This is a genomic window from Sphingorhabdus sp. EL138, from assembly GCF_945862485.1.
Classification (GTDB): domain Bacteria; phylum Pseudomonadota; class Alphaproteobacteria; order Sphingomonadales; family Sphingomonadaceae; genus Sphingorhabdus_B.
Window position 1 is genome coordinate 1 of record NZ_CAMAYF010000015.1, and the last position, 20,913, is coordinate 20,913.

A 20,913-nucleotide genomic window follows, 5' to 3' on the forward strand; every position below is an offset into this window, starting at 1 on the left:
GGCAATTGCGCGAACCAGTCGCGGATGTTGGTGAACGCGCCGGTGTAGGTCGCGGGGTTCGAACGCGGGGTGCGGCCAATGGGGGATTGGTCGATGTCGATCACCTTGTCGCAATGTTCCAGACCCGTGACCTTGTCATGCGCGCCCGCGATAACGCGCGCGCCGTTGAGGCTGCGGGCCGCAGAGGCGTAGAGCGTGTCGATGGTGAAGCTGGACTTGCCCGAACCTGATACGCCGGTGATGCAACAGAATGTGCCCAAAGGAATGCTCGCGGTGACATTCTTTAGATTGTTGGCGCGGGCGTTGTGGACGGTCAGCTTCTTCTTATTACCCTTGCGCCGGGTCTTGGGCACCGCAATCTCCCGCGTGCCGTTCAGATAGGCGGCGGTCAGGCTGTCTTTCGATTTCAATATCTGTTTCAACGTGCCTTCGGCCATAACGGTGCCGCCATGGACGCCAGCGCCGGGGCCAAGATCGACAACCCAGTCGGCGGTGCGGATCGCGTCTTCGTCATGTTCGACGACGATGACGGTGTTGCCCAAATCGCGCAGGCGGCGCAGCGTGGCGAGCAGGCGGTCATTGTCTTTCTGGTGCAAGCCGATGCTGGGTTCGTCGAGCACATAGAGCACGCCCGAAAGGCCGCTGCCGATTTGGCTGGCCAAGCGGATGCGTTGGCTCTCCCCGCCGGACAAGGTGCCGCTGGTCCGGTCGAGGTTGAGATAATCCAACCCGACATTGTTGAGGAAGCCAAGACGTTCGTTGATTTCCTTAAGGATTGCCTTGGCAATTTGCTGCTGCTGGTTGGTGAGCGTCTTATCGACGCTGCCGAACCAATCCAGCGCGTCCCCGACGCTCATGCGCGTAGGCGTGGCGATGTCAACGCCAGCGATCTTGACCGAAAGCGCTTCGGGCTTCAACCGCGCGCCGTGGCAGGTTTCGCAGGGCTGCGATGTCTGATATTTGCTCAGCTCTTCACGCATCCACGCGCTATCGGTTTGCAGCAAGCGGCGGTTGAGATTGCCAATGACGCCCTCAAACGCTTTGCGCACGGTATATTCCTTACGCCCGTCCTTAAATGTCAGCTCCACCGCCATGCCGCCCGTGCCGTGCAGAATGATGAGCTTCTGTTCGGGAAGCAAATCCTCCCAATTGGTGTCCAGGTTGAAGCCATAGGCCTTTGCAAGGCTGGACAGCACTTGCATATAGTAAGGGCTGGGCGGGTTCGACTTCGCCCAAGGCACAATCGCGCCTTTCTTAAGGCTTAGATGTTCGTTGGGGACCACCAGTTGCGGGTCAAATTCCTGCCGCTCGCCAAGGCCGTCACAATCCGGACAGGCACCTTGCGGGGCGTTGAAGGAGAAGAGACGTGGCGCGATTTCGGCGATGGTGAAGCCGGAAACCGGGCATGCGAATTTTTCGGAGAAGACGATGCGGTTGGCGGGCAGGCCAGTGCCCTTCATCGCGCCGCCGGTTACGTTTGTTGGCGCAAGCCCAAATGTCGCGCGCGCTTCGCCAAATGCAGTTGGCACGCTATCGGCGTTGCTGGTCTGTAACTCCGCCACGGTGGTATCTGCCAGATCCACAAACGCCAAGCCATCGGCCAGTTTCAACGCCGCCTCAAAACTTTCGGCCAAACGCTGCTGAATGCCATCCTTGACGACGATGCGGTCAACGACAACTTCAATGTCATGCTTGTATTTTTTGTCGAGCGCAGGCGCCTCTTCAATTGCGTAGAGTTCGCCGTCGATGCGTACGCGGGTGTAGCCCGAACGCTGCCATTCGGCGAGTTCCTTGCGATATTCGCCCTTGCGCCCTTGGACGACGGGCGCGAGCAGGAACGCGCGGGTGCCTTCGGGCAAAGCCATCACGCGGTCGACCATCTGACTGACGGTTTGCGCGGTAATCGGCAGGCCCGTTGCGGGCGAATAAGGCACGCCGACGCGCGCCCATAATAGCCGCATATAATCGTAAATCTCGGTCACCGTGGCGACGGTCGAGCGCGGGTTGCGGCTGGTCGTTTTCTGCTCGATGGAGATTGCGGGGGATAGCCCCTCAATATGCTCGACATCGGGCTTTTGCATCATCTCCAGAAACTGACGCGCATAAGCGGAGAGCGATTCGACGTAACGGCGCTGCCCCTCGGCATAAATGGTGTCGAAAGCGAGGCTGGACTTGCCGGAACCGGACAGGCCCGTGATAACGATAAGCTTGTCGCGCGGTAGGTCGATATCGACGCCCTTGAGATTATGCTCGCGCGCACCGCGCACCTTGATGTGGGTGAGTGACATAATTCAGCTTGTTCCAGATTTGTTCTAAAAGCGCAAGTGGGTGCGTTGTTTAGGAGGTGGGCTAAAATTCCTCGCATTTCAAGCTAGGCTTTTACCGTATGTTGCATCCGTACGCATTTGTGGACTTCGGAATAACGCCAGTGGCGGGGCAGGAATGACTGCCGATTGATTTTCCGCTTCTAACGCGTTCGAAAGCATGCTTGAGTAGGTCCATGGAAACTGAACTGCGCAACCACCCGATCAGCGGCGAACCGCTTCCCGTCGCAACGCCTGCGGCGACAATGGTCATTTTTCGGAAGAACCCGGACGGTGGTGCGCCATTATTGCTGATGGTCGAGCGTATCAAAGCGATGGCTTTTGCTGGCGGCGCTGCGGTCTTCCCCGGGGGTAAGGTTGATCCTGCCGATTTCGATTATGCGCAGATGTTGAGTTTGCCTTTGCCGCTGGATGAAGCCGCCGCCCGGCTTGCGGCAATCCGTGAAACAATTGAGGAGGCAGGGCTAGCGCTGGGGCTTTCTGGCGTTTCGGACGCGGCCAATTGCGTTGAGGCGCGTGCGGCGTTGCATGATGGCGAAAGCCTGCAAGCCGTCTGCAACCGCTTTGGTTGGACGCCGGATTTGGAACAGCTTGTTTTATGGTCACGCTGGCGTCCGCCCGCCTTTGAAAATGCCAGCCGCGTTTTTGACACGCGTTTCTATCTCGTGGATGCAGGCGACACCACACCCGATGCAACGGTGGACCAGACCGAGAACCGGATGCTGTTTTGGGCAACGGCGGCTGAGGTTTTGGAAAAAGCAGATCAAGGCCAGGTGAAGATCATCTTCCCCACGCGGCGCAATCTGGAAAGGCTGGCGATGTTCGGTGACTTTGACGCGGCTGCCGCCCATGCGGCGGAGCATCCCGTGTTGACGGTGCTGACCTATATAGACAAACGCGCGGACGGAAGCTGGCTATGCATTCCCGACGGCCATGGTTATCCTGTGCTTGAGGAGTTCCTCGGTACCGCCATGCGGGGGTGAGAGTTGCCCTTCCGCGAACGAGAACACATCTTGGGCAAACATTCTGTGTCACCCTGAACTTGGTTCAGGGTGACAGTTGTTGTTCGATGGTGTGTCGAAGAGGCCCACCCCAACCATTCCCGCTTGTGGAGGGTGTTTACTTCAGCTGGTTATCAATCCTCAGCGGCGATCGTCACGATCAAGCCATCGAGCGCATCGCTTACAGGGATCTGGCAAGACAGGCGTGAGGTTTCATTGCGATGGTCTGTGCTGTCGAGCAAATCGTTTTCGTCCGCGGTCATTTTTGGCAAGCGGTCTGAAAAAGCAGGATCGATATGCACATGGCAGGTCGCGCATGAGCAACATCCGCCGCACAAAGCGAGCAATTCGTCAAAACCATTGTCGCGGATGACCTCCATCAACGACAATCCGTTTTCAGCCTCGATCTCGCGGCCTTCGCCGTTACGTGAAATTACCGTGACCTTCGTCATGAAAAGCTCCTTGAATTCTTGAATCTTGAATATCGTCGAACCGATAGGTTTTACCTGCATAGATGTGAAGCCCTAATTTGATGGGGATAACTTAGGCACGCCCTTGGCCAGCCCCGCGCCAGCGCCTATGGCCGCAGCAAATAGAATCAGAAAGACAATTCATGACCGAAAATCGCCACGCCCCTGTCATCATCATTGGTTCCGGCCCCGCTGGATATACCGCCGCCGTTTACGCTGCGCGCGCGAACCTGACGCCGATGATGATCACAGGCGTTGAAGTTGGCGGGCAATTAATGACAACGACGGAGGTCGATAACTGGCCGGGTGATGATGCAGGCGTGATGGGCCCTGAATTGATGGAACGGATGCGCAAACATGCCGAACGTTTTGGCACACGCATTGAAAATGACTATATCGAGAAGGTCGATTTTTCGAAGCGGCCATTTGTGCTGACCGGTGGGGCAGGCGACTATACCGCGGACTCGGTCATCATCGCGACAGGCGCAAGCGCGCAATATCTTGGGCTGCCAAGCGAAACCGCGTTCATGGGCAAAGGCGTGTCGGCCTGCGCCACCTGTGATGGCTTCTTTTACCGCAATAAGCCAGTTGCCGTGATCGGTGGCGGCAATACGGCGGTGGAAGAGGCATTATACCTCGCCAATATCGCAAGTCATGTGACCTTGGTCCACCGCCGCGATAAGTTAAAGGCGGAAAAAATCCTGCAAGACCGCCTCTTTGCCCGTGAAGCAGAAGGCAAGATTACGATCAAGTGGAACCACAGGCTGGATGAAGTCTTGGGCGACGCGATGGGCGTCACGGGGATGCGTATCGCCGCGACCGATGGCGACGGCACCGAAGATATTGAATTGCACGGCGTATTCATCGCCATCGGGCACAAGCCAAATACCGGCATTTTTGAAGGCCATCTCGATATGGCTGGCGGTTATATCAAAGTGCGCGGCGGGTTCGAAGGACAAGCAACCGAAACCAGCGTCCCCGGCGTCTTTGCCTGCGGTGATGTGATGGACCATATCTACCGTCAGGCCTGCACCAGCGCCGGCACCGGATGTATGGCGGCGCTGGACGCAGAGCGGTTTATCGACGCTGTAGCCTAAGACAGGACGCGCATTCGGCCCTAAATGTTCCCCCGCGATAAACGCTGTTGCATATATTAGCTGTATCAGTTAGGTAATACAGCTAATATAGCGATTTGGAGGGATATTCATGGCATTTGATCCGGCGGTCGAAACCGCGCGTTACATTGATAGTCTGGGGCCGGAGGCGCTGCAAAAGGCAGCGGATTATACGATTGCAACCCATTGGATGTTATTGGGCGGACTCGTTGTTACGGCAATTGTCACATGGATACTCGTGCGCTCTGGGTTGCTGGAGCGGCTATCGACGAAGTTACAAAATCGGGGGTGGGCGCTGCGCACATTTTTGGTCTGTGTGGCTTTTTTCCTGCTCTCCGCATTGATCAGCCTGCCATGGGGTATTTACGAAAAATGGGGTTTCGAAAAATCCTATGGCCGCACGAGCCAGCCTTTGGCCGACTTTATCACGCAAGATTTGATTGGCATTGCGTTGTCGAGCGTGCTTGGCGGACTTTTCTTTTTGGGCGTTTACGCGCTCATCCGTAAAACCGGAAAGAAATGGTGGCTCTGGTCGGGCGGTCTGGCCGCTTTTGCGGCTGCGGCGACGATATTGCTGTCGCCGGTTTTAATCGAGCCGATTTTCAATGACTATAAGCCAGTTCCAGAAGGTCCGGTGCGCACCGCGTTGCTGACAATGGCAGACGAGGCAGGAATTCCACATGATCGCGTGTTGATGTTCGACGGATCACGCCAGTCGAACAACTTCACCGCCAACGTCTCGGGCGTATTTGGTTCGGCGCGGATTGCAATTTCGGATGTCGCGCTGAAACAGGCATCGCTTGATGAGGTGAAGGCGGTCACTGGGCATGAGATTGGGCATTATGTGCTCGGCCATGTCTGGCGGTCGGTTTTCATTATCGTTTTTATCGCGATGCTCGGCTTTTTCTTGGCTGATCGTTTGTTCAACCGTGTGGCGGCTCTGTTTGGCAGCAAGGCAAAGGTGGGAGACCCCGAAGGCCTGCCGGTCTTGATGTTGATTGTCTCCGTGCTCGGCATTTTTGCGCAGCCAGCGCTTAACGGTGTCATCCGCCTAGGTGAAAGCGAGGCGGATGCTTATTCGCTGCGCACCGCCAATTTGCCCGATGCGCTTGCGGGGGCTTTAGTGAAAACCGCTGAATATCGGTATCCACGACCATCCGCGCTGCAAGAGGCGATATTCTATTCGCACCCGTCGGTTGAAAAACGTGTCCGGCGGGCGATGGACTGGAAAGCGGAGCAACTCAAAAAAGCCGGGGCACCTTAGGTCCTTACCCTATGCGCCCCCCGCTTTCTTCTCCTGCCGGAATTTGTGCAGCAGCGGCTCGGTATAGCCATTGGGTTGCATGACGCCTTCGAATATCAGGGCGCGGGCAGCCTTCAACGCAAGGCTCGCTCCATCTAGCTTTTCGTAGAGCGGATCGTCCGCATTTTGGGTGTCAACCTTTGCCGCCATCTTGGTAAGCGCGGCGTTCACCTGCGCCTCGGTAGCTATGCCGTGGAGCAGCCAGTTCGCGATATGCTGCGACGAAATCCGCAGCGTGGCGCGGTCCTCCATCAGACCGATGTCCTGAATGTCGGGCACTTTGGAACAGCCAACGCCTTGGTCAATCCAGCGCACGACATAGCCCAATATACCTTGCGCGTTGTTTTCTAGCTCTTGCGCCACATCTTCGTCTGACCAGTTATGACCAATGGGAGCGACGGGAATGGTCAGCAGCGGGTCAAGGCCGGGCGTTGGTTCCTTGGCCAGTTCCGCCTGACGGGCGAATACGTCGAACTGGTGATAATGCATTGCGTGCAACGTTGCTGCGGTGGGGGAGGGCACCCAAGCGGTGTTTGCACCAGCCTTGGGATGGACAATTTTCTGGGCCATCATATCGGCCATCCTGTCGGGCGCGGCCCACATGCCCTTGCCGATCTGCGCCTTGCCGCTAAGGCCGCAGGCAAGGCCGATTTGTACATTGCGGGCTTCATAAGCTTGGATCCAGGATGATGTTTTCATCTCGGCTTTGCGGATCATCGGGCCAGCGTGCATCGCCGTGTGCATTTCGTCGCCGGTGCGATCCAGAAAGCCAGTGTTGATGAACACAATACGGTCGCGAACGGCGTGAATACATGCGGCAAGATTTGCGCTGGTACGGCGCTCTTCGTCCATCACGCCAACCTTGATCGTGTGGCGTGCAAGGCCAAGCACGTCTTCGACCGCATCGAAGAGGTCATTGGTAAACGCGGCTTCTTCGGGGCCATGCATTTTGGGTTTGACGATGTAGATGCTGCCCGCACGGCTATTGCTATATGTGCCCAGCCCTTGCAGGTCATGCAGCGCGCAAAGTGATGTGAACAAAGCGTCGAGTATGCCCTCGGGCGCTTCACTACCGTCGGCCAACAATACAGCCGGATTGGTCATCAGATGCCCGACATTGCGCACAAACATCAGGCTGCGGCCGGATAGAGTGAGGCCGTCATACACGCGGTCTGCCTCAAGCGCGCGGGTGACGGTCTTGCCGCCCTTGTCAAAGCTTGCAACCAGATCGCCGCGCATAAGACCAAGCCAGTTGGTATAAGCTGCTACCTTATCATCCGCATCAACCGCAGCGACTGAGTCTTCCAAGTCGATAATTGTTGTCAGTGCCGATTCAAGAATGACATCGGCGATGTGCAGTTCGTCGGTGGCGCCTACCGGATGCTGCGGATTGACCACGACTTCGATGTGCAGGCCATGATGCTTGAACACATAACGGGTGGTGTCACCAAATTGGGCCTTTGTGACGAAATAGGGATTGTTGCCGCCCGCTAAAGCCGCCTGCCAACCCGGAATGCTGGCATCAAGAAAATGGCGCGCATATGCAACAACTGCATCGCCGCGGTCGGTGTCATAGCCACCGGGCCGGGCTGCGGGTGCCGACAGAACGTCAGTACCATATAGCGCATCATATAGGCTACCCCAGCGCGCATTTGCGGCGTTGAGGACGAAGCGGTCATTTAGGCTTGGCACCACAAGCTGCGGTCCAGCCATCGTCGCAATTTCCGCATCAACATTTTGCGTACCAATGCTGAATGCCTCAGGCTCGGGAACCAGATAACCGATTTCGCGCAAGAAACCTTGATAGCCTGCCATGTCGGTAATTGGGCCGGGATTGGCGCGATGCCATGCATCCAGCTTGGCTTGCATATCGTCGCGCTTGGCCAGCAGATCCAGGTTACGCGGTACAAAGCGGCCAAGAACATCAGACAGGCCCTGCCAGAGAGTATCTGCAGCGATGCCTGTGCCGACAAGGGCATGGTTTTCGACAAATTCGGCAAGTTGCTCGGCAATCCGAATTCCGCCACGCGTCACATATTTGGTCATTATTTGGCTCCAGTAAATACGGTGCCTGGGGAGATTCTTATCGTTACGCAACCCATTAACGGGTGTCGCGCGTCGACAAAAGGAAAAAACGGGATTTCTGATTAATTCGGCGGCACGCTATGCATTGGGCCGAGGTAAAATATAACTGAGGCCGATCAAGTATAGCCTGACTAGTGTCATGCTTGCATCCTCTGTCTCAGCGGCTTAATTATAGGGCAGTCATCTGGGGAGTAGCCACTCGTTCCACCCGAACGAGACATGCATCAACATATTTGGCCGAGAGGCCATGGTGCATGTGGAGCCACAAGATCGAAAAAGATCAGGCGGTTCAAGGCGAGACCAATGACATCGGTTATCCGTTCCGGTCGGGCGGGGTGGCCGGTGGCATTGCGTCGAAAAACTGCCTGACCCGGGATATGTTTATGGAAATCTTTTTTACGTCGACCTTGCTGGTTGCTGTTGCCGAAATTGGCGACAAGACGATGCTTTTGGCAATATTGCTTGCCACCCGGTTCAAGAAGCCGATCCCGGTGATCGCAGGGATATTCACCGCGACCATCGCCAATCACGCACTCGCCGCATGGGCAGGCAGCGCGCTTGCCTCAATCTTTATGAGCGACACTTTCGGTTATGTTGTGGCGATTGGTTTCATATTGATGGCCGCATGGACGTTGGTTCCAGACAAGGTGGACGATGATATAAAAGTGGTGTCGCAAGGTGGGGCATTTATTGCGACCACAATCGCTTTTTTTGTGGTCGAAATGGGGGATAAGACGCAGGTCGCGACGATAGCGCTGGGTGCGCAATATCATACGGTTTGGGCGGTTGCTGCTGGCACGACCATAGGCATGATGATCGCCAATGTACCGGCGGTCTATTTAGGCGAGAAGCTGGTGGCGAAAATCTCGCTGCGCACGGTGCATATCGTCGCCGCTGTAATGTTCCTGCTTCTCGGGCTTTGGCAGTTGTGGGAGTTGTCGAACTGCGCTTAAGCTGTTAGGCGCGCCGCAGATATTTTAGCTTCGGAACCAAAGTGACATGACAGACAGCATCAAGAAAGTCGTTCTTGCTTATTCGGGTGGCCTCGACACCAGCGTCATCTTGAAATGGCTGCAGGTTGAATATGGCTGCGAAGTCGTGACTTTCACCGCTGACTTGGGTCAAGGCGAAGAGCTTGAACCTGCGCGGGCGAAGGCTGTGCTGATGGGTGTACCTGACCATCATATCTATATTGATGATCTGCGTGAAGAATTCGTTCGTGATTTTGTCTTCCCAATGATGCGCGCTAATGCACGTTATGAAGGCGACTATCTATTGGGCACGTCGATTGCGCGGCCGTTGATTTCGAAACGGTTGATTGAGATTGCGGCAGAAACGGGCGCGGATGCCATTGCGCACGGCGCGACGGGCAAGGGTAATGACCAAGTTCGGTTCGAACTGTCGGCTTATGCGCTCAACCCCGATATCAAGGTTATCGCCCCTTGGCGCGAATGGGACCTGACCAGCCGTACGCGGCTGATTGAATGGGCCGAACAACATCAGATCCCTGTGCCAAAAGACAAACGCGGCGAAAGCCCGTTTTCAACCGATGCGAACCTACTGCACACCTCGTCCGAGGGTAAAGTGCTGGAGGACCCGTGGGATGAAACGCCGGATTATGTCTATTCGCGGACAGTTAACCCCGAAGACGCGCCAGACACGCCCGAATATATCACCATCGATTTTGAAAAGGGCGACGGCGTTGCGCTCAATGGTGAAGCCATGTCGCCTGCGACCTTGTTGGCAGCGTTGAATGAACTTGGCCGCAAGCATGGTATTGGGCGCCTAGATCTTGTGGAGAACCGTTTCGTCGGCATGAAATCGCGCGGCATGTATGAAACGCCTGGTGGCGAAATTTATGCGCGTGCCCATCGCGGCATCGAAAGCATCACCTTGGACCGCGGCGCGGCGCATCTAAAAGATGAACTGATGCCCAAATATGCCGAATTGATTTACAATGGCTTTTGGTTCTCGCCAGAGCGTGAGATGTTGCAGGCCGCGATAGACCATAGCCAAGTACATGTGTCCGGCACCGTTCGGTTGAAGCTGTACAAGGGCCTTGCAAGCGTGGTTGGTCGCAAATCGCCCAACAGCCTGTACAGCGAGAAGGTTGTGACGTTCGAAGACGACGCGGGCGCCTATGACCAGAAGGACGCGGCGGGCTTTATCAAGCTCAATGCGCTGCGTTTGCGTTTGCTGGCAGGACGCAAAGCTTAAATCTGCGAATAAGGCACAGAGGACGCAGTTGGCAAAATAGAAGAAAGTTCTTTGGACACGCGAAGGTTTAATTGCCTAATTAAAGCTGATACGCTCCTTGCTGGAAATGAGGAGAGTCGACATGCATGATCTGGTTATTCGGAGCGGAACCATCGTTGATGGCACGGGTGCAGCGCGCTTTGTGGCCGATGTAGCGATCGATGGCGGCGTAATTACTGCCGTAGGCCAAATCAGTGCATCGGGCCGCGAAGAAATCGATGCGACTGGTAAGGTCGTCGCGCCCGGATTTGTTGACATTCACACCCATTATGATGGCCAAGCTACGTGGGACAGTGAAATGGCGCCATCCAGCTGGCATGGTGTCACCACGGTCGTCATGGGCAATTGCGGCGTTGGCTTTGCGCCGGCGCGCAAGGAGAAGCATGAATGGCTGATCGGCCTGATGGAGGGTGTTGAGGACATTCCTGGTACGGCTCTGGCCGAAGGTATGAAGTGGGATTGGGAGAGCTTTCCTGATTATTTGGACGCGCTGGAACGCTTGCCGCGCACAGTCGATATCGGCACGCATGTTCCGCATGGCGCGTTGCGCGCGTATGTGATGGGTGAGCGCGGCGCCGATAATGAAGAGCCAACAGCCGCTGACATTGCCGAAATGGGGCGGTTGGTTGAAGAAGGCGTGCGCGCAGGGGCGCTTGGCATTTCCACGTCGCGGACCGTTTTGCACAAGTCAATCGATGGTGAACTTGTGCCCGGCACGACAGCAACCGAACCGGAGCTGCTGGCGCTTGGCCGGGCGATGGCACGTGCCGGACATGGTGTGTTTGAATTGACGTCGGATCTATTGCCCGAATGGGATGAATTCGGCTGGATGCAGCGGCTTTCGGCGGAAACGGGCCAACCGATTGTTTTTACCATGCTGCAATCACCTATTAAACAGATGCACTGGGCGGACCAAATGTCGGCGATGCGGTCGGCAAATGATAATGGCGCAAATATTGTCGCAGCGATTGGGTTGCGGGGCATCGGTGTGATCATGAACTGGCGCGGCACAGTGCATCCATTCATGCGCAAACCAAGCTGGCAGGCGATTAAAGACCTTGGCTGGGATGCGCAAAAAGCGAAGTTGGCTGACCCTGCGTTCAAGGCGCAGTTGCTGGCAGAGGAAAATCTGCCACCACCGTCGCCCGATATGGCACCATTTTTCATGCTTGTGACTGCAGCATGGGCTATGCAATTCCCGTTGACGGACGATTTCAGCTATGAGCCGACACGGGAAGAAAGTGTGTTCGGTTTTGCAAGTGCTGCGGCCAAAGATTCCGCTGAATTTGCCTATGACCAACTAATGTCGGATGACGGCAATGGCATGATATATTTGCCGATCCTCAATTACATGGATGGCAATCTGGAGTTTACTAAGGGACTGCTGGAGGCGGAGGATACGTTAGCGTCGCTGTCGGACGGTGGGGCACATTGTGGCACTATTTGTGACGCAGCCGCGCCGACATTCTTGCTCAGCTATTGGGCGCGCGACCGCAAAGCTGGAACGATACCGCTTGAATTGGCAGTGAAGCGGCAATGCCATGACACGGCGGCGCTATATGGGCTGAATGACCGTGGCCTGCTGAAGCCCGGCTATCTTGCGGATATCAACGTGATCGATTTTGACGCGCTGAAACTGCAAAAGCCTTGGTTAGCTTTTGACTTGCCCGCTGGCGGCAAGCGTTTGCTGCAAAAGGCGACAGGCTATGTCGCGACGATCAAGTCCGGTGTGGTTACGTTTCGCGACGGACAGATGACCGGTGTACTACCCGGCACTGTGATACGCGGTCCGCAAAGCGTGATGATGGCTGAGGCTGCGGAGTGAAGCGAGCTTGAAATGAAAACCCTGAGGCAAGTGGTACTTTACACGCCTTCGGCTCAGGGGTGACGCGCAGGGTTTTGTGGTACGCGACCCGGAAGTGATGCTTAAATTGTCTCAGTATTTGCGATTTCGAAAGTTACTCCAAAATCAAACCCGCATGGGCATCAAGACATACAGCGCAGCTGACTTATCATTCTCACGGATCAAGGTCGGTGCGCTGGCGTCGGCTAAGTGGAGTTCAACCACGTCGCCTTCGATTTCGCCCAAAATGTCCATCAAATAACGCGCGTTGAAGCCGATTTCGAAGCCGTCGCTGCTATATTGGCCGGAGACTTCTTCCGCCGCCGTGCCGTTTTCGGGGCTCGTGACGGATAAGGTGATCTTGTCCTGATCTAGCGCCATTTTGACCGCGCGGGTTTTTTCGGTGGCGATGGTCGCGACGCGGTCGACGCCTTGTGAAAATGCCTTAGGGTCAATGCGCAGCAATTTGTCATTGGCGGTTGGAATGACACGGCTATAATCGGGAAAAGTGCCGTCGATAAGTTTTGACGTCAGGATGACGCTGTCAAAGGTGAAGCGGATTTTGCTCGCCGACAGATCGATTTGGATGACATTGTCACCGCTTTCGTCGAGCAGTTTGCGAATTTCGGCAACGCATTTGCGCGGCACGATGATATCGGGCATATTTTCGGCGCCAGCGGGGCGTGGCAAGGTCACGCGCGCCAAGCGATGGCCATCGGTGGCTGCTGCCTTTAAAACCGGCTCAGCATCGTCGGTGACGTGCAGGAAAATGCCGTTGAGATAGTAACGTGTTTCTTCGGTCGAAATCGCAAAGCGCGTTTTATCGATGATCTGGATCAACGAACTTGCAGGGATTTCAAACGATGTAGGCAGGTCACCTTCGGCAATTGTCGGGAAATCTTCACGTGGGAGTGTCGCGAGCGAGAAACGCGCGCGGCCAGCATTGACGGCCATGCGACCATCGGCGGCGTGCAGTTGCACTTGCGAACCCTCGGGCAGCTTCCGGGCGATTTCGAACAATGTATGCGCAGAAACCGTGGTTGCACCAGGTGTTTCGACATCGGCAGCAAAAGTTTCAACGACCTGCAAGTCAAGGTCTGTCGCGGTCAGCTTGATCTTACCACCCTCGCTGGCTTCGATCAGCACGTTGGACAAGATCGGAATGGTGTTGCGCCGTTCCACCACGGACTGGACGTGGCTCAGGCTTTTCAGCAGCGTCGCGCGTTCGATCGTGGCTCTCATTCAAATTCCCCTTGCCGGGCCGGGTGGTCCGCAAACCAGCCAAAAAACCCTATTACTATGCCGAATCTTCCATAACCGCTTTGACCGTTAGGGCAAGCCGATAGCTTTTGCCTCCAACAATATCCTGTGGAATAAGGGCAATATGGGCATTTCAACAAATAATCGACGGCTTTTCATCGCACGGCATGGGGAGACAGTGTTTAACAAAGTGGCACGGATGCAAGGGCAGGCAGAATTGCATACACCGCTGACTTGGGACGGCTGCATCCAGGCGCGCGATATGGGCCGTGCGTTAGCGGAATATCTCGGGGCGGACGTAAGGCCGCAACTTTGGTCATCCACCGCAGGCCGCGCGCTGCAGACGCTTGCCTTAATTGCGGAAGAAATTGATGCGGATTGGCACGAGACCAACCGCGACGACCGTTTGCTGGAAATCGACGTCGGACGTTGGTCCAGCCGAACCTATGCCGACATATCTGCCGAAATCGGTTCAATCGTAGATACCGAACATAAATTGTTTTCGGTTCGGCCCGACGGCGGTGAATATTATGAAGACGTCGCGCAGCGGTTGTCGCATTGGTTGAGCGAATTGCCCTTTGATCAGGATATGCTCATCATCTGTCATGGGATGACCGCGCGGGTGCTGCGCGGGTTGTTGCTCGGCGTCGAGCCGATGGCGCAGTTCGGTGCGCCTATCGCGCCGAGTCTGACACAAGGTAGCATGGTGATGATCCGCGACGGCGTTGAAGCGCTAGTTATCGATGGCAGTGGGCAGGGAGAGCGGGCGTGAAAGCGGCCGCGTTGCTGGTATGTGTGCGGCGATGTCGTTAAGCATTGAAACGGTTGCAAGAGACGGAGGTCAATTGTCCATATCTATCTCTGCACGGTGCGCCAGTGCCATCGATGCTGCTGCCTGGACCTGACTTAATATAAAAATGTAAGTTAATACCGAATTGATTCACTGTAATGCTTTGGGCCTGTTACAATAATTCACAATTCGTGCCTTAACTACGAAATGTGTCTGGGTATAGCTCTCGTCCCGCGAGCCTCCAGTTTATATCGGCTATTTGCCATGGAAAAACCGCTGACCCGTCTGCCTGAACATGCCGACAATATGTCGGTCGCCTTGATTTCTTCATCATTTTCGCCGTTGTTGTTGCTGCGTGAAGATCTGACGATTATCGCGGCTAGCAAATCCTTTTGCGCTGCTTTTGATGTCGATTGCGCGGGCGTTACGGGCAAAAAGCTCGCTGACTTGGGTGGGGGTGAGTGGAACGTGCGGCAGTTAAACGAGCTGTTGCAAGCCACGGTCTCGGGCAAAGCCGCAATTGATGTTTATGAAATGGATTTGGTTCGCCCTGAAAAAGACACGCTGCGGCTTTTGATAAATGCCCATACGCTCGATTATTTTGAAGCTGAAAGCATTCGAGTCGTGCTCGCGATCACCGATGTCACATCGCAGCGCTTGGCCGATAAAGTGCGTGACGATCTTGTCCGCGAAAAACAGTTGTTGCTGAACGAAATACAGCACCGTGTCGCGAATAGCCTTCAAATTATCGCGAGCGTCCTGCTGCAAAGTGCGCGCAAGGTGCAGTCTAGCGAAACGCGGGAGCATTTGCGTGATGCACATAACCGTGTGATGTCGATCGCAATGCTGCAAAAACATCTATCGTCGACAGCTGTCGATAATGTCGGCCTCAAAAATTATTTCGCGGATTTGTGCAATAGCATAGGCGCATCGATGATCGGTGACCCCGGGCGAATAAAGCTCACAACGCAATGTGATGACAGCGCCGTTGACCCGGATACATCGGTTAGCCTTGGCTTGATTGTCACCGAATTGGTCATCAATTCGTTAAAGCATGCCTTTCCGGGCCGGAACCAGCACGGGTCGATCGAAGTAGGCTTCACAACAGATGGCAAGGCATGGACGCTCGTTGTCGCAGATGATGGTATCGGGATGCCCAAGGATGAAGAAGACCGTAAACCCGGGCTAGGCACCGGCATTGTCGAGGCATTGGCAAGCCAATTGGGTGCAGTTGTCATAATTTCGGATGAGGCACCGGGGACACAGGTCTCGGTGGTCCGTACCGCGTAAGCCGGAACACTGGCTTTTCACAGACAACATAATTATAGGCGCGGCTATCATGCAGATTCCTGGCCTTATTGACCCCGTAGTCACCCCGCGTGCCATTACGCCGCGCAGCGATGGACGTATTGACCTCATGGGGTTGAGCCATTTGCAAATCCGGCAACTGTTCGAAGAATCGCAATTGGACCAAAAAGCGGCGAAGCTGCGTTCCAAGCAGGTTTTCCATTGGATTTATCACCGCGGCGTCACCGATTTTGAGGCGATGACGGACATTGCCAAAACCATGCGACCTTGGCTTGCTGATCGCTTTGTCATTGGCCGGCCTGAAGTGGTCGAGGCGCAAGTATCATCCGACGGCACGCGCAAATGGCTTTTGCGCACTGACGATGCGCAGGATTATGAAATGGTGTTCATCCCCGATGCGGATCGCGGGACTTTGTGCATTTCAAGCCAAGTCGGTTGCACGCTTAACTGCCGTTTCTGCCACACCGGCACGATGCGGCTGGTACGTAACTTGACGCCTGGTGAAATCGTCGGCCAGGTTATGCTGGCACGCGATGCGTTGGGCGAATGGCCAAAGGGCAATATGGCCTTTGCATCGGCAGATGAAGATGACGACGACGATGTTGGGCATTACACTGCCGATGGCCGAATGCTGACCAACATTGTCCTCATGGGCATGGGTGAACCGCTCTATAATTTTGACAATGTCCGCGACGCGATGAAGATTGTCATGCATGGCGATGGCCTTGGCCTGTCGCGCCGCCGTATCACGCTTTCGACGTCGGGTGTCGTGCCCATGATGGCGCGTGCAGGCGAGGAGATTAACGTCAATCTCGCGGTATCGCTACATGCGGTGGTTAAAGAGGTGCGTGACGAACTGGTGCCCTTGAACCGCAAATATGGCATTGATGAACTGCTCCGCGCTTGCGCAGACTATCCCGGTATCAGCAACGCGCGGCGGATTACGTTCGAATATGTGATGTTGAAGGACAAGAATGACAGCGATGAGGATGCGCGCGAGCTAGTCAGCCTCATTCGTCAGTATAAGCTTCCGGCCAAGGTCAACCTGATCCCCTTCAATCCATGGCCCGGCGCAGACTATGCATGTTCTGAACCCGAACGGATTAAGCGTTTTTCTAGTATCATCTTTGAAGCCGGCATCAGCGCGCCTATCCGCACGCCCCGTGGCCGCGATATCATGGCGGCATGCGGGCAGTTGAAATCCTCTAGCGAGAAGAAAAGCCGCGCTGAGCTTGATCGCCTTGCCGAAGAGAAACAGGCGGCGTTAGGTTAAGGCATGGTCGCGCAAGGCACAGAAGTGAACAGCGGTGTTTTTGCACGCCACAACCGCCTGCCATTTGCCATCGACGTCGCCACGGGTTTGTTATTCTACGTCATAGCCAAAATGTCTGATTTACAGACTGCCGCCTTGGTTGGCGTTGTCGTCGGATTTGGCCTTGTCACGTTCCAACGCATCACAAAAATCGATGTTACGGGCGGCCTCGCGTTGTTTGGCATCCTGATGCTCTGCATTTCTGCGGGCCTTGCAGTCTGGTTAAATGATGATGAATGGATTAAGCAACGCGGGACGATTACGGGCCTGATTGCTGCCAGCTTCTTTATCATTGATGGCGTGCGTGGTGGGCCATATATCGGCAAAGGTTTGGCGCGCTATATGCCATATTCGGATATCCATGCGGGCCGCTTTGCTATCGTCATGGGCATCATAGGTCTGATCATGGCGGCATTAAATTATGGCGCTGCAAAGTTGCTGACCACTGACAATTGGCTGTTTTACAAAACTTTTATTGATCAATTCATCGTTATGGCTCTTGTAGTATTGGCCATGCGCTATGTTCGGGCAAAGCCAACTGTTTAAGCGAAGATTGCGACCGATTGCATACCCGTAAGCACCGCTTCACCCCGGCTATTCCAGACTGTCATATACTGGCTGCTTGCGCCGTTGGCGGCGTGGTGCGTTTCACTGCATAGATACCACCAGCCATTTTCGGTGGTTGGCGCATCGGTCAACATATTGATCTGCCAATTCATGGAGCTCACCATGCCCTTTTCGGTCATGAGCCCCATCGCCGACGGCGGCAGGGCATCACCGATGCAGATAAGTTCTGCAATTGGGTCCAGCCCTTGATGCTCGGTCAGCCGATGCCAGCTTGCGAGCCGATTGGTCGCCATCCCAAGCTCCAGCCGTTTGTCTGGGTATTGCATATGACCCGTGAAAAACTCCGGTGGGCCACTGCGCACGTTGTCCAGTTCAGGAATTGGCGGGAAATCTCGAGCCGGGATATTCTTATAATCCAAATGGCTTTGCCTGCGGTTCATGAAAATGAAATTGCATGTTAGGCCTACGCCGTCTGCGCCGGATATTTCCGCCTGAATGAAGGCGGTGTTCTTGCCGCGCCGCAGGATATGTGCACTGACCTCTATTTCGCCCGCCAAAGGCCCAACAAACGCGATCTGGACGGATTGCAGAGGGGGAAGGTCATCAGCTGTGAACTTAGCTGCCTGATAGGCCAGCACGGAACTCAGACCGCCATAGGATGTGCGCCCTTGATGCCATGTCGGCGGAATGGAGATTTTGTGGGTCGTGGCGCCAAGCGTAAACTGGGCAAGAAGCGATGCGAGGTTCATTTTGATGACTTAGCGAGGGAAAATAAAAGCCGCAACCCGCGCAAGAAAACTGGATCGGTAAGGGGGTATCCACTGCTAAGCTGGAGCTAATGAGGTGCTGAAGCTTCGAAAAATCATCAAAGAAGACATCGCAAAGGAAAAAATGGTGGGCGTAGCAAGGATTGAACTTGCGACCCCTGCGATGTCAACACAGTGCTCTACCACTGAGCTATACGCCCACGCTGCGGCAGCCTCTAGCTGGGCTTGCCTTATCATTCAAGCCTATTTCAGTTCACCGAAACTTTCCTTTGCAAGCAAGCGTTCGACGTCGAGAACAAGACCCTTGAGATAGAGAGGGTTTGGGCAGGACTTTGACGCACGGCCTGTGGAACTCAGCAAAAAGTTCGGATCTTGGCTGGTTCTAACACCCCCAAAACAAGGCAATCGCTACGTTCCAACGTCTGCATAATCGCAGAGTTTATTCCCCATTTTGCTGAGAATTTGCCAATTATGCACATCAGAAGTTAAAGGGACACATGGCACCAACGGACATAGATGGATTCGCAAGATGGGGCACGGATACACCATCCGTGCCTGTCCTGCTGTCCGTGCCGCATGCCGGGCGTGACTATCCATCGGAGCTGTTGGATGCATTAAGGCTGCCGCCAGCGGTCCTACTGCGTCTTGAGGACAGATATGCTGACATGTTGACGCGGCGCTGTGTCCAGTTGGGATATCCTGTGATCATGGCGCACCGGGCGCGGGCGTGGATTGATTTGAACCGCGACGAGCAGGACATTGACACAGAAATGGTGCAAGGGGCGCTGCGAAGCGATTATCCCGCACCAGGGATCAAACAACGCGGCGGTCTTGGCCTGATTCCCCGAAGATTGTTAGGCGAGGGGGAATTGTGGAAACGGCAATTTACCTTGGGTGAGGTGGAGCATCGCATATTGTCATTCCACCGACCCTATCATGAAGCAGTTGCAGATGTGCTTGAACAGATGCGACGGCAGTTTGGCGTTGCTATATTGCTTGACCTGCACAGCATGCCGCCAATCCGTGGCGGAACGTCTTTACCAGCGCCGCAATTTGTCATTGGTGACCGTTTTGGCAAAAGTGCAGCGTCGCGATATGCCGAGTTGTTAATGGCGCGGTTGCGCGCCCAAGGGTTTAACGCTGCGTTGAACCATCCTTATGCTGGCGCCTATATACTCCGCCGCCATGCACGGCCTGGGTCGAACATCCACGCCATTCAGTTGGAAGTCGACCGGTCACTGTATCTCGATTCCGATTTGCGCTATCCTGGCGTTGGTTTTGACCGCATAAACGCCTTGATTTCTAATCTAGTTTCGGCGCTTGTCGACGAAGCTTTGGGTTCCGCTACCTTGATTGCCGCGGAATGATCATAAAAAAACCACCCCGGAGGGTTCCGGGGTGGCCTAGGTTCAGGGAGTTGATGCCCTCACAGGCATCGGTGGACGGAAACGGGAGGGGTTGATTCCATCCATGCCTAAGGATGGGGTTATGGCATTACGGTTTCAAGACTCTCGTCGAAAACAAGTGCAGTTTGCCGACCAGCCGCCCGATGGTTGCGAGGAATGGTGGATCACCCGCTAGGGTATGACTATCATCAGACTTTAGACGCATAGGGCAGCTAGCCCATGCCGTCATTTCCCCCAAATAGGTGGCGTGACGGCATGAAGCATTCGTTTGACTTAATTAGAAGGCAGTTCCGTCACTTGCGGCACCTTACCTTGTGCGACCTGAACTGCAAAGATTTCGCGCATTAATTGCAAAGAGAATAAATGTGCATGGATCAGCGCAAGAATACCGTTTTGGTTCAACTTGCGCACGGTATCACCGCGAAGCTCGCGCAATTTATTTTCATCGACCATCTTAAAGCCACGATAGATGAAGGGCTGCTCCTGACCTTCTTGCTGAATAGACACTTCGCCATCCATGAGGAGGTCGAGCTTCTGGATTTCCTCAACAAAGGCGTGCGTTTGCGCGCCAGCATTTTCAAAGTCTTCGCAGAACTTCAAAATCGCCTTAGTGTTCTCGCTTGGTTGGCCGTCTTCAAACAAAGGCTGGCCTTCTTCAAATTCACCAACCGCACCGGAAGTTGGATCAAAGCACAACGACAGTTCGTCGGTGTCCGGACGCAGTTTTGCAAGTAGGAAGGGATAGCGGCGGACATATGCAGGGATGTAAACGGGGCGTTCAAAATGCCCTTCGTCATTCATGAAAGTGTTCACGCCTTCATTCATGCCCATCAAAACGAGTGGCACTGGGTTTTCCGATGCGGAGAAGATGATTGGATAGGTACGCGACGCTGGCACAAATTCTTCAATCGTCAACGGAATGGCATGTTGGCCCTCAAGAAATTTAGCGTTTTCGAGCATGCGTGACTTCCACGTAACATGATCGTTGCTGTTCAACGGCACGAGGTCGTTGTACAATAGCGGGAGGTTGGCGGCTTGGGGCGCGGTGGCCATATGTAACTCCATCGTTGAATTATATTAAAAAATTTTTGAACGCGCCGTTTAAG

At 54.8% G+C, this 20,913-nt stretch carries 17 protein-coding genes, 1 tRNA gene and 1 riboswitch; of the genes, 11 read left to right on the forward strand and 7 right to left on the reverse strand.

Going from position 1 to position 20,913, the window contains the following annotated elements; translation table 11 throughout:
- Positions 1–2,288, reverse strand: a 2,288-nt coding sequence (gene uvrA / locus Q0O33_RS07320; protein WP_295497781.1) for an excinuclease ABC subunit UvrA, incomplete at its 3' end; no start/stop codon positions are given.
- Between the two features lie 212 nt (positions 2,289–2,500).
- Between uvrA and Q0O33_RS07325 the strand changes: the two genes are divergently transcribed.
- Entirely contained in the window at positions 2,501–3,307 is an 807-nt protein-coding gene (locus Q0O33_RS07325) for an NUDIX domain-containing protein (RefSeq protein WP_295497783.1), read from the forward strand.
- Between the two features lie 152 nt (positions 3,308–3,459).
- On the opposite strand, the gene Q0O33_RS07330 is transcribed toward Q0O33_RS07325, so the two are convergent.
- Positions 3,460–3,777 (reverse strand): 2Fe-2S iron-sulfur cluster-binding protein, encoded by a 318-nt coding sequence (locus Q0O33_RS07330; RefSeq protein ID WP_295497785.1) that lies wholly within the window; start codon positions 3,775–3,777, stop codon positions 3,460–3,462.
- A 161-nt stretch (positions 3,778–3,938) separates the two neighbouring features.
- Between Q0O33_RS07330 and trxB the strand changes: the two genes are divergently transcribed.
- Together trxB and Q0O33_RS07340 are read left to right on the forward strand one after the other, a co-directional pair.
- Positions 3,939–4,892 (forward strand): thioredoxin-disulfide reductase, encoded by a 954-nt coding sequence (gene trxB / locus Q0O33_RS07335; RefSeq protein ID WP_295497787.1) that lies wholly within the window; start codon positions 3,939–3,941, stop codon positions 4,890–4,892.
- A gap of 109 nt (positions 4,893–5,001) precedes the next feature.
- Entirely contained in the window at positions 5,002–6,174 is a 1,173-nt protein-coding gene (locus Q0O33_RS07340; RefSeq protein ID WP_295497789.1) for a M48 family metallopeptidase, read from the forward strand.
- Positions 6,175–6,183: 9 nt separating this feature from the next.
- Here the strand turns inward: Q0O33_RS07340 and Q0O33_RS07345 are convergent, their stop codons facing one another.
- Complete coding sequence (locus tag Q0O33_RS07345; RefSeq protein WP_295497791.1) at positions 6,184–8,259, reverse strand: malate synthase G; 2,076 nt, start codon at positions 8,257–8,259, stop codon at positions 6,184–6,186.
- A gap of 212 nt (positions 8,260–8,471) precedes the next feature.
- Positions 8,472–8,648: riboswitch (yybP-ykoY riboswitch) on the forward strand.
- Between the two features lie 33 nt (positions 8,649–8,681).
- On the opposite strand from Q0O33_RS07345, the gene Q0O33_RS07350 reads away from it, so the two are divergent.
- The 3 genes from Q0O33_RS07350 (at position 8,682) to Q0O33_RS07360 (ending at position 12,379) form a co-directional block, all read left to right on the forward strand.
- On the forward strand, positions 8,682–9,251 hold the full coding sequence (locus tag Q0O33_RS07350; protein WP_295497793.1) for a TMEM165/GDT1 family protein: 570 nt from the start codon (positions 8,682–8,684) through the stop codon (positions 9,249–9,251).
- Between the two features lie 46 nt (positions 9,252–9,297).
- On the forward strand, positions 9,298–10,515 hold the full coding sequence (locus Q0O33_RS07355) for an argininosuccinate synthase (protein WP_295497795.1): 1,218 nt from the start codon (positions 9,298–9,300) through the stop codon (positions 10,513–10,515).
- 121 nt (positions 10,516–10,636) lie between these two features.
- Entirely contained in the window at positions 10,637–12,379 is a 1,743-nt protein-coding gene (locus Q0O33_RS07360; RefSeq protein ID WP_295497797.1) for a D-aminoacylase, read from the forward strand.
- A 144-nt stretch (positions 12,380–12,523) separates the two neighbouring features.
- Here the strand turns inward: Q0O33_RS07360 and dnaN are convergent, their stop codons facing one another.
- Complete coding sequence (dnaN, locus tag Q0O33_RS07365; RefSeq protein WP_295497799.1) at positions 12,524–13,639, reverse strand: DNA polymerase III subunit beta; 1,116 nt, start codon at positions 13,637–13,639, stop codon at positions 12,524–12,526.
- Positions 13,640–13,781: 142 nt separating this feature from the next.
- Between dnaN and Q0O33_RS07370 the strand changes: the two genes are divergently transcribed.
- From Q0O33_RS07370 to Q0O33_RS07385, 4 genes are all read left to right on the forward strand, one after another.
- On the forward strand, positions 13,782–14,429 hold the full coding sequence (locus Q0O33_RS07370) for a histidine phosphatase family protein (protein ID WP_295497801.1): 648 nt from the start codon (positions 13,782–13,784) through the stop codon (positions 14,427–14,429).
- 282 nt (positions 14,430–14,711) lie between these two features.
- On the forward strand, positions 14,712–15,737 hold the full coding sequence (locus tag Q0O33_RS07375) for a histidine kinase dimerization/phosphoacceptor domain -containing protein (RefSeq protein WP_295497803.1): 1,026 nt from the start codon (positions 14,712–14,714) through the stop codon (positions 15,735–15,737).
- Between the two features lie 49 nt (positions 15,738–15,786).
- Positions 15,787–17,028 (forward strand): 23S rRNA (adenine(2503)-C(2))-methyltransferase RlmN, encoded by a 1,242-nt coding sequence (gene rlmN / locus Q0O33_RS07380; RefSeq protein ID WP_295497805.1) that lies wholly within the window; start codon positions 15,787–15,789, stop codon positions 17,026–17,028.
- A gap of 3 nt (positions 17,029–17,031) precedes the next feature.
- Positions 17,032–17,613, forward strand: coding sequence for a septation protein IspZ (locus tag Q0O33_RS07385; protein ID WP_295497807.1), 582 nt, complete (start codon positions 17,032–17,034; stop codon positions 17,611–17,613).
- Here Q0O33_RS07385 and Q0O33_RS07390 read toward each other — a convergent pair.
- Together Q0O33_RS07390 and Q0O33_RS07395 are read right to left on the reverse strand one after the other, a co-directional pair.
- Positions 17,610–18,383 (reverse strand): thioesterase family protein, encoded by a 774-nt coding sequence (locus Q0O33_RS07390; RefSeq protein WP_295497809.1) that lies wholly within the window; start codon positions 18,381–18,383, stop codon positions 17,610–17,612. The two genes, Q0O33_RS07385 and Q0O33_RS07390, sit on opposite strands and share 4 nt — an antisense overlap.
- Positions 18,384–18,526: 143 nt before the next feature.
- Positions 18,527–18,601: transfer RNA gene (locus Q0O33_RS07395), tRNA-Val, on the reverse strand.
- Positions 18,602–18,898: 297 nt separating this feature from the next.
- On the opposite strand from Q0O33_RS07395, the gene Q0O33_RS07400 reads away from it, so the two are divergent.
- The gene (locus Q0O33_RS07400; protein ID WP_295497811.1) at positions 18,899–19,768 is read left to right on the forward strand and encodes an N-formylglutamate amidohydrolase; all 870 of its coding nucleotides are present in this window, start codon (positions 18,899–18,901) and stop codon (positions 19,766–19,768) included.
- A gap of 312 nt (positions 19,769–20,080) precedes the next feature.
- On the opposite strand, the gene Q0O33_RS07405 is transcribed toward Q0O33_RS07400, so the two are convergent.
- Positions 20,081–20,860, reverse strand: a complete 780-nt coding sequence (locus Q0O33_RS07405; protein WP_295497813.1) for a SapC family protein — start codon at positions 20,858–20,860, stop codon at positions 20,081–20,083.
- Positions 20,861–20,913: the final 53 nt, after the last annotated feature.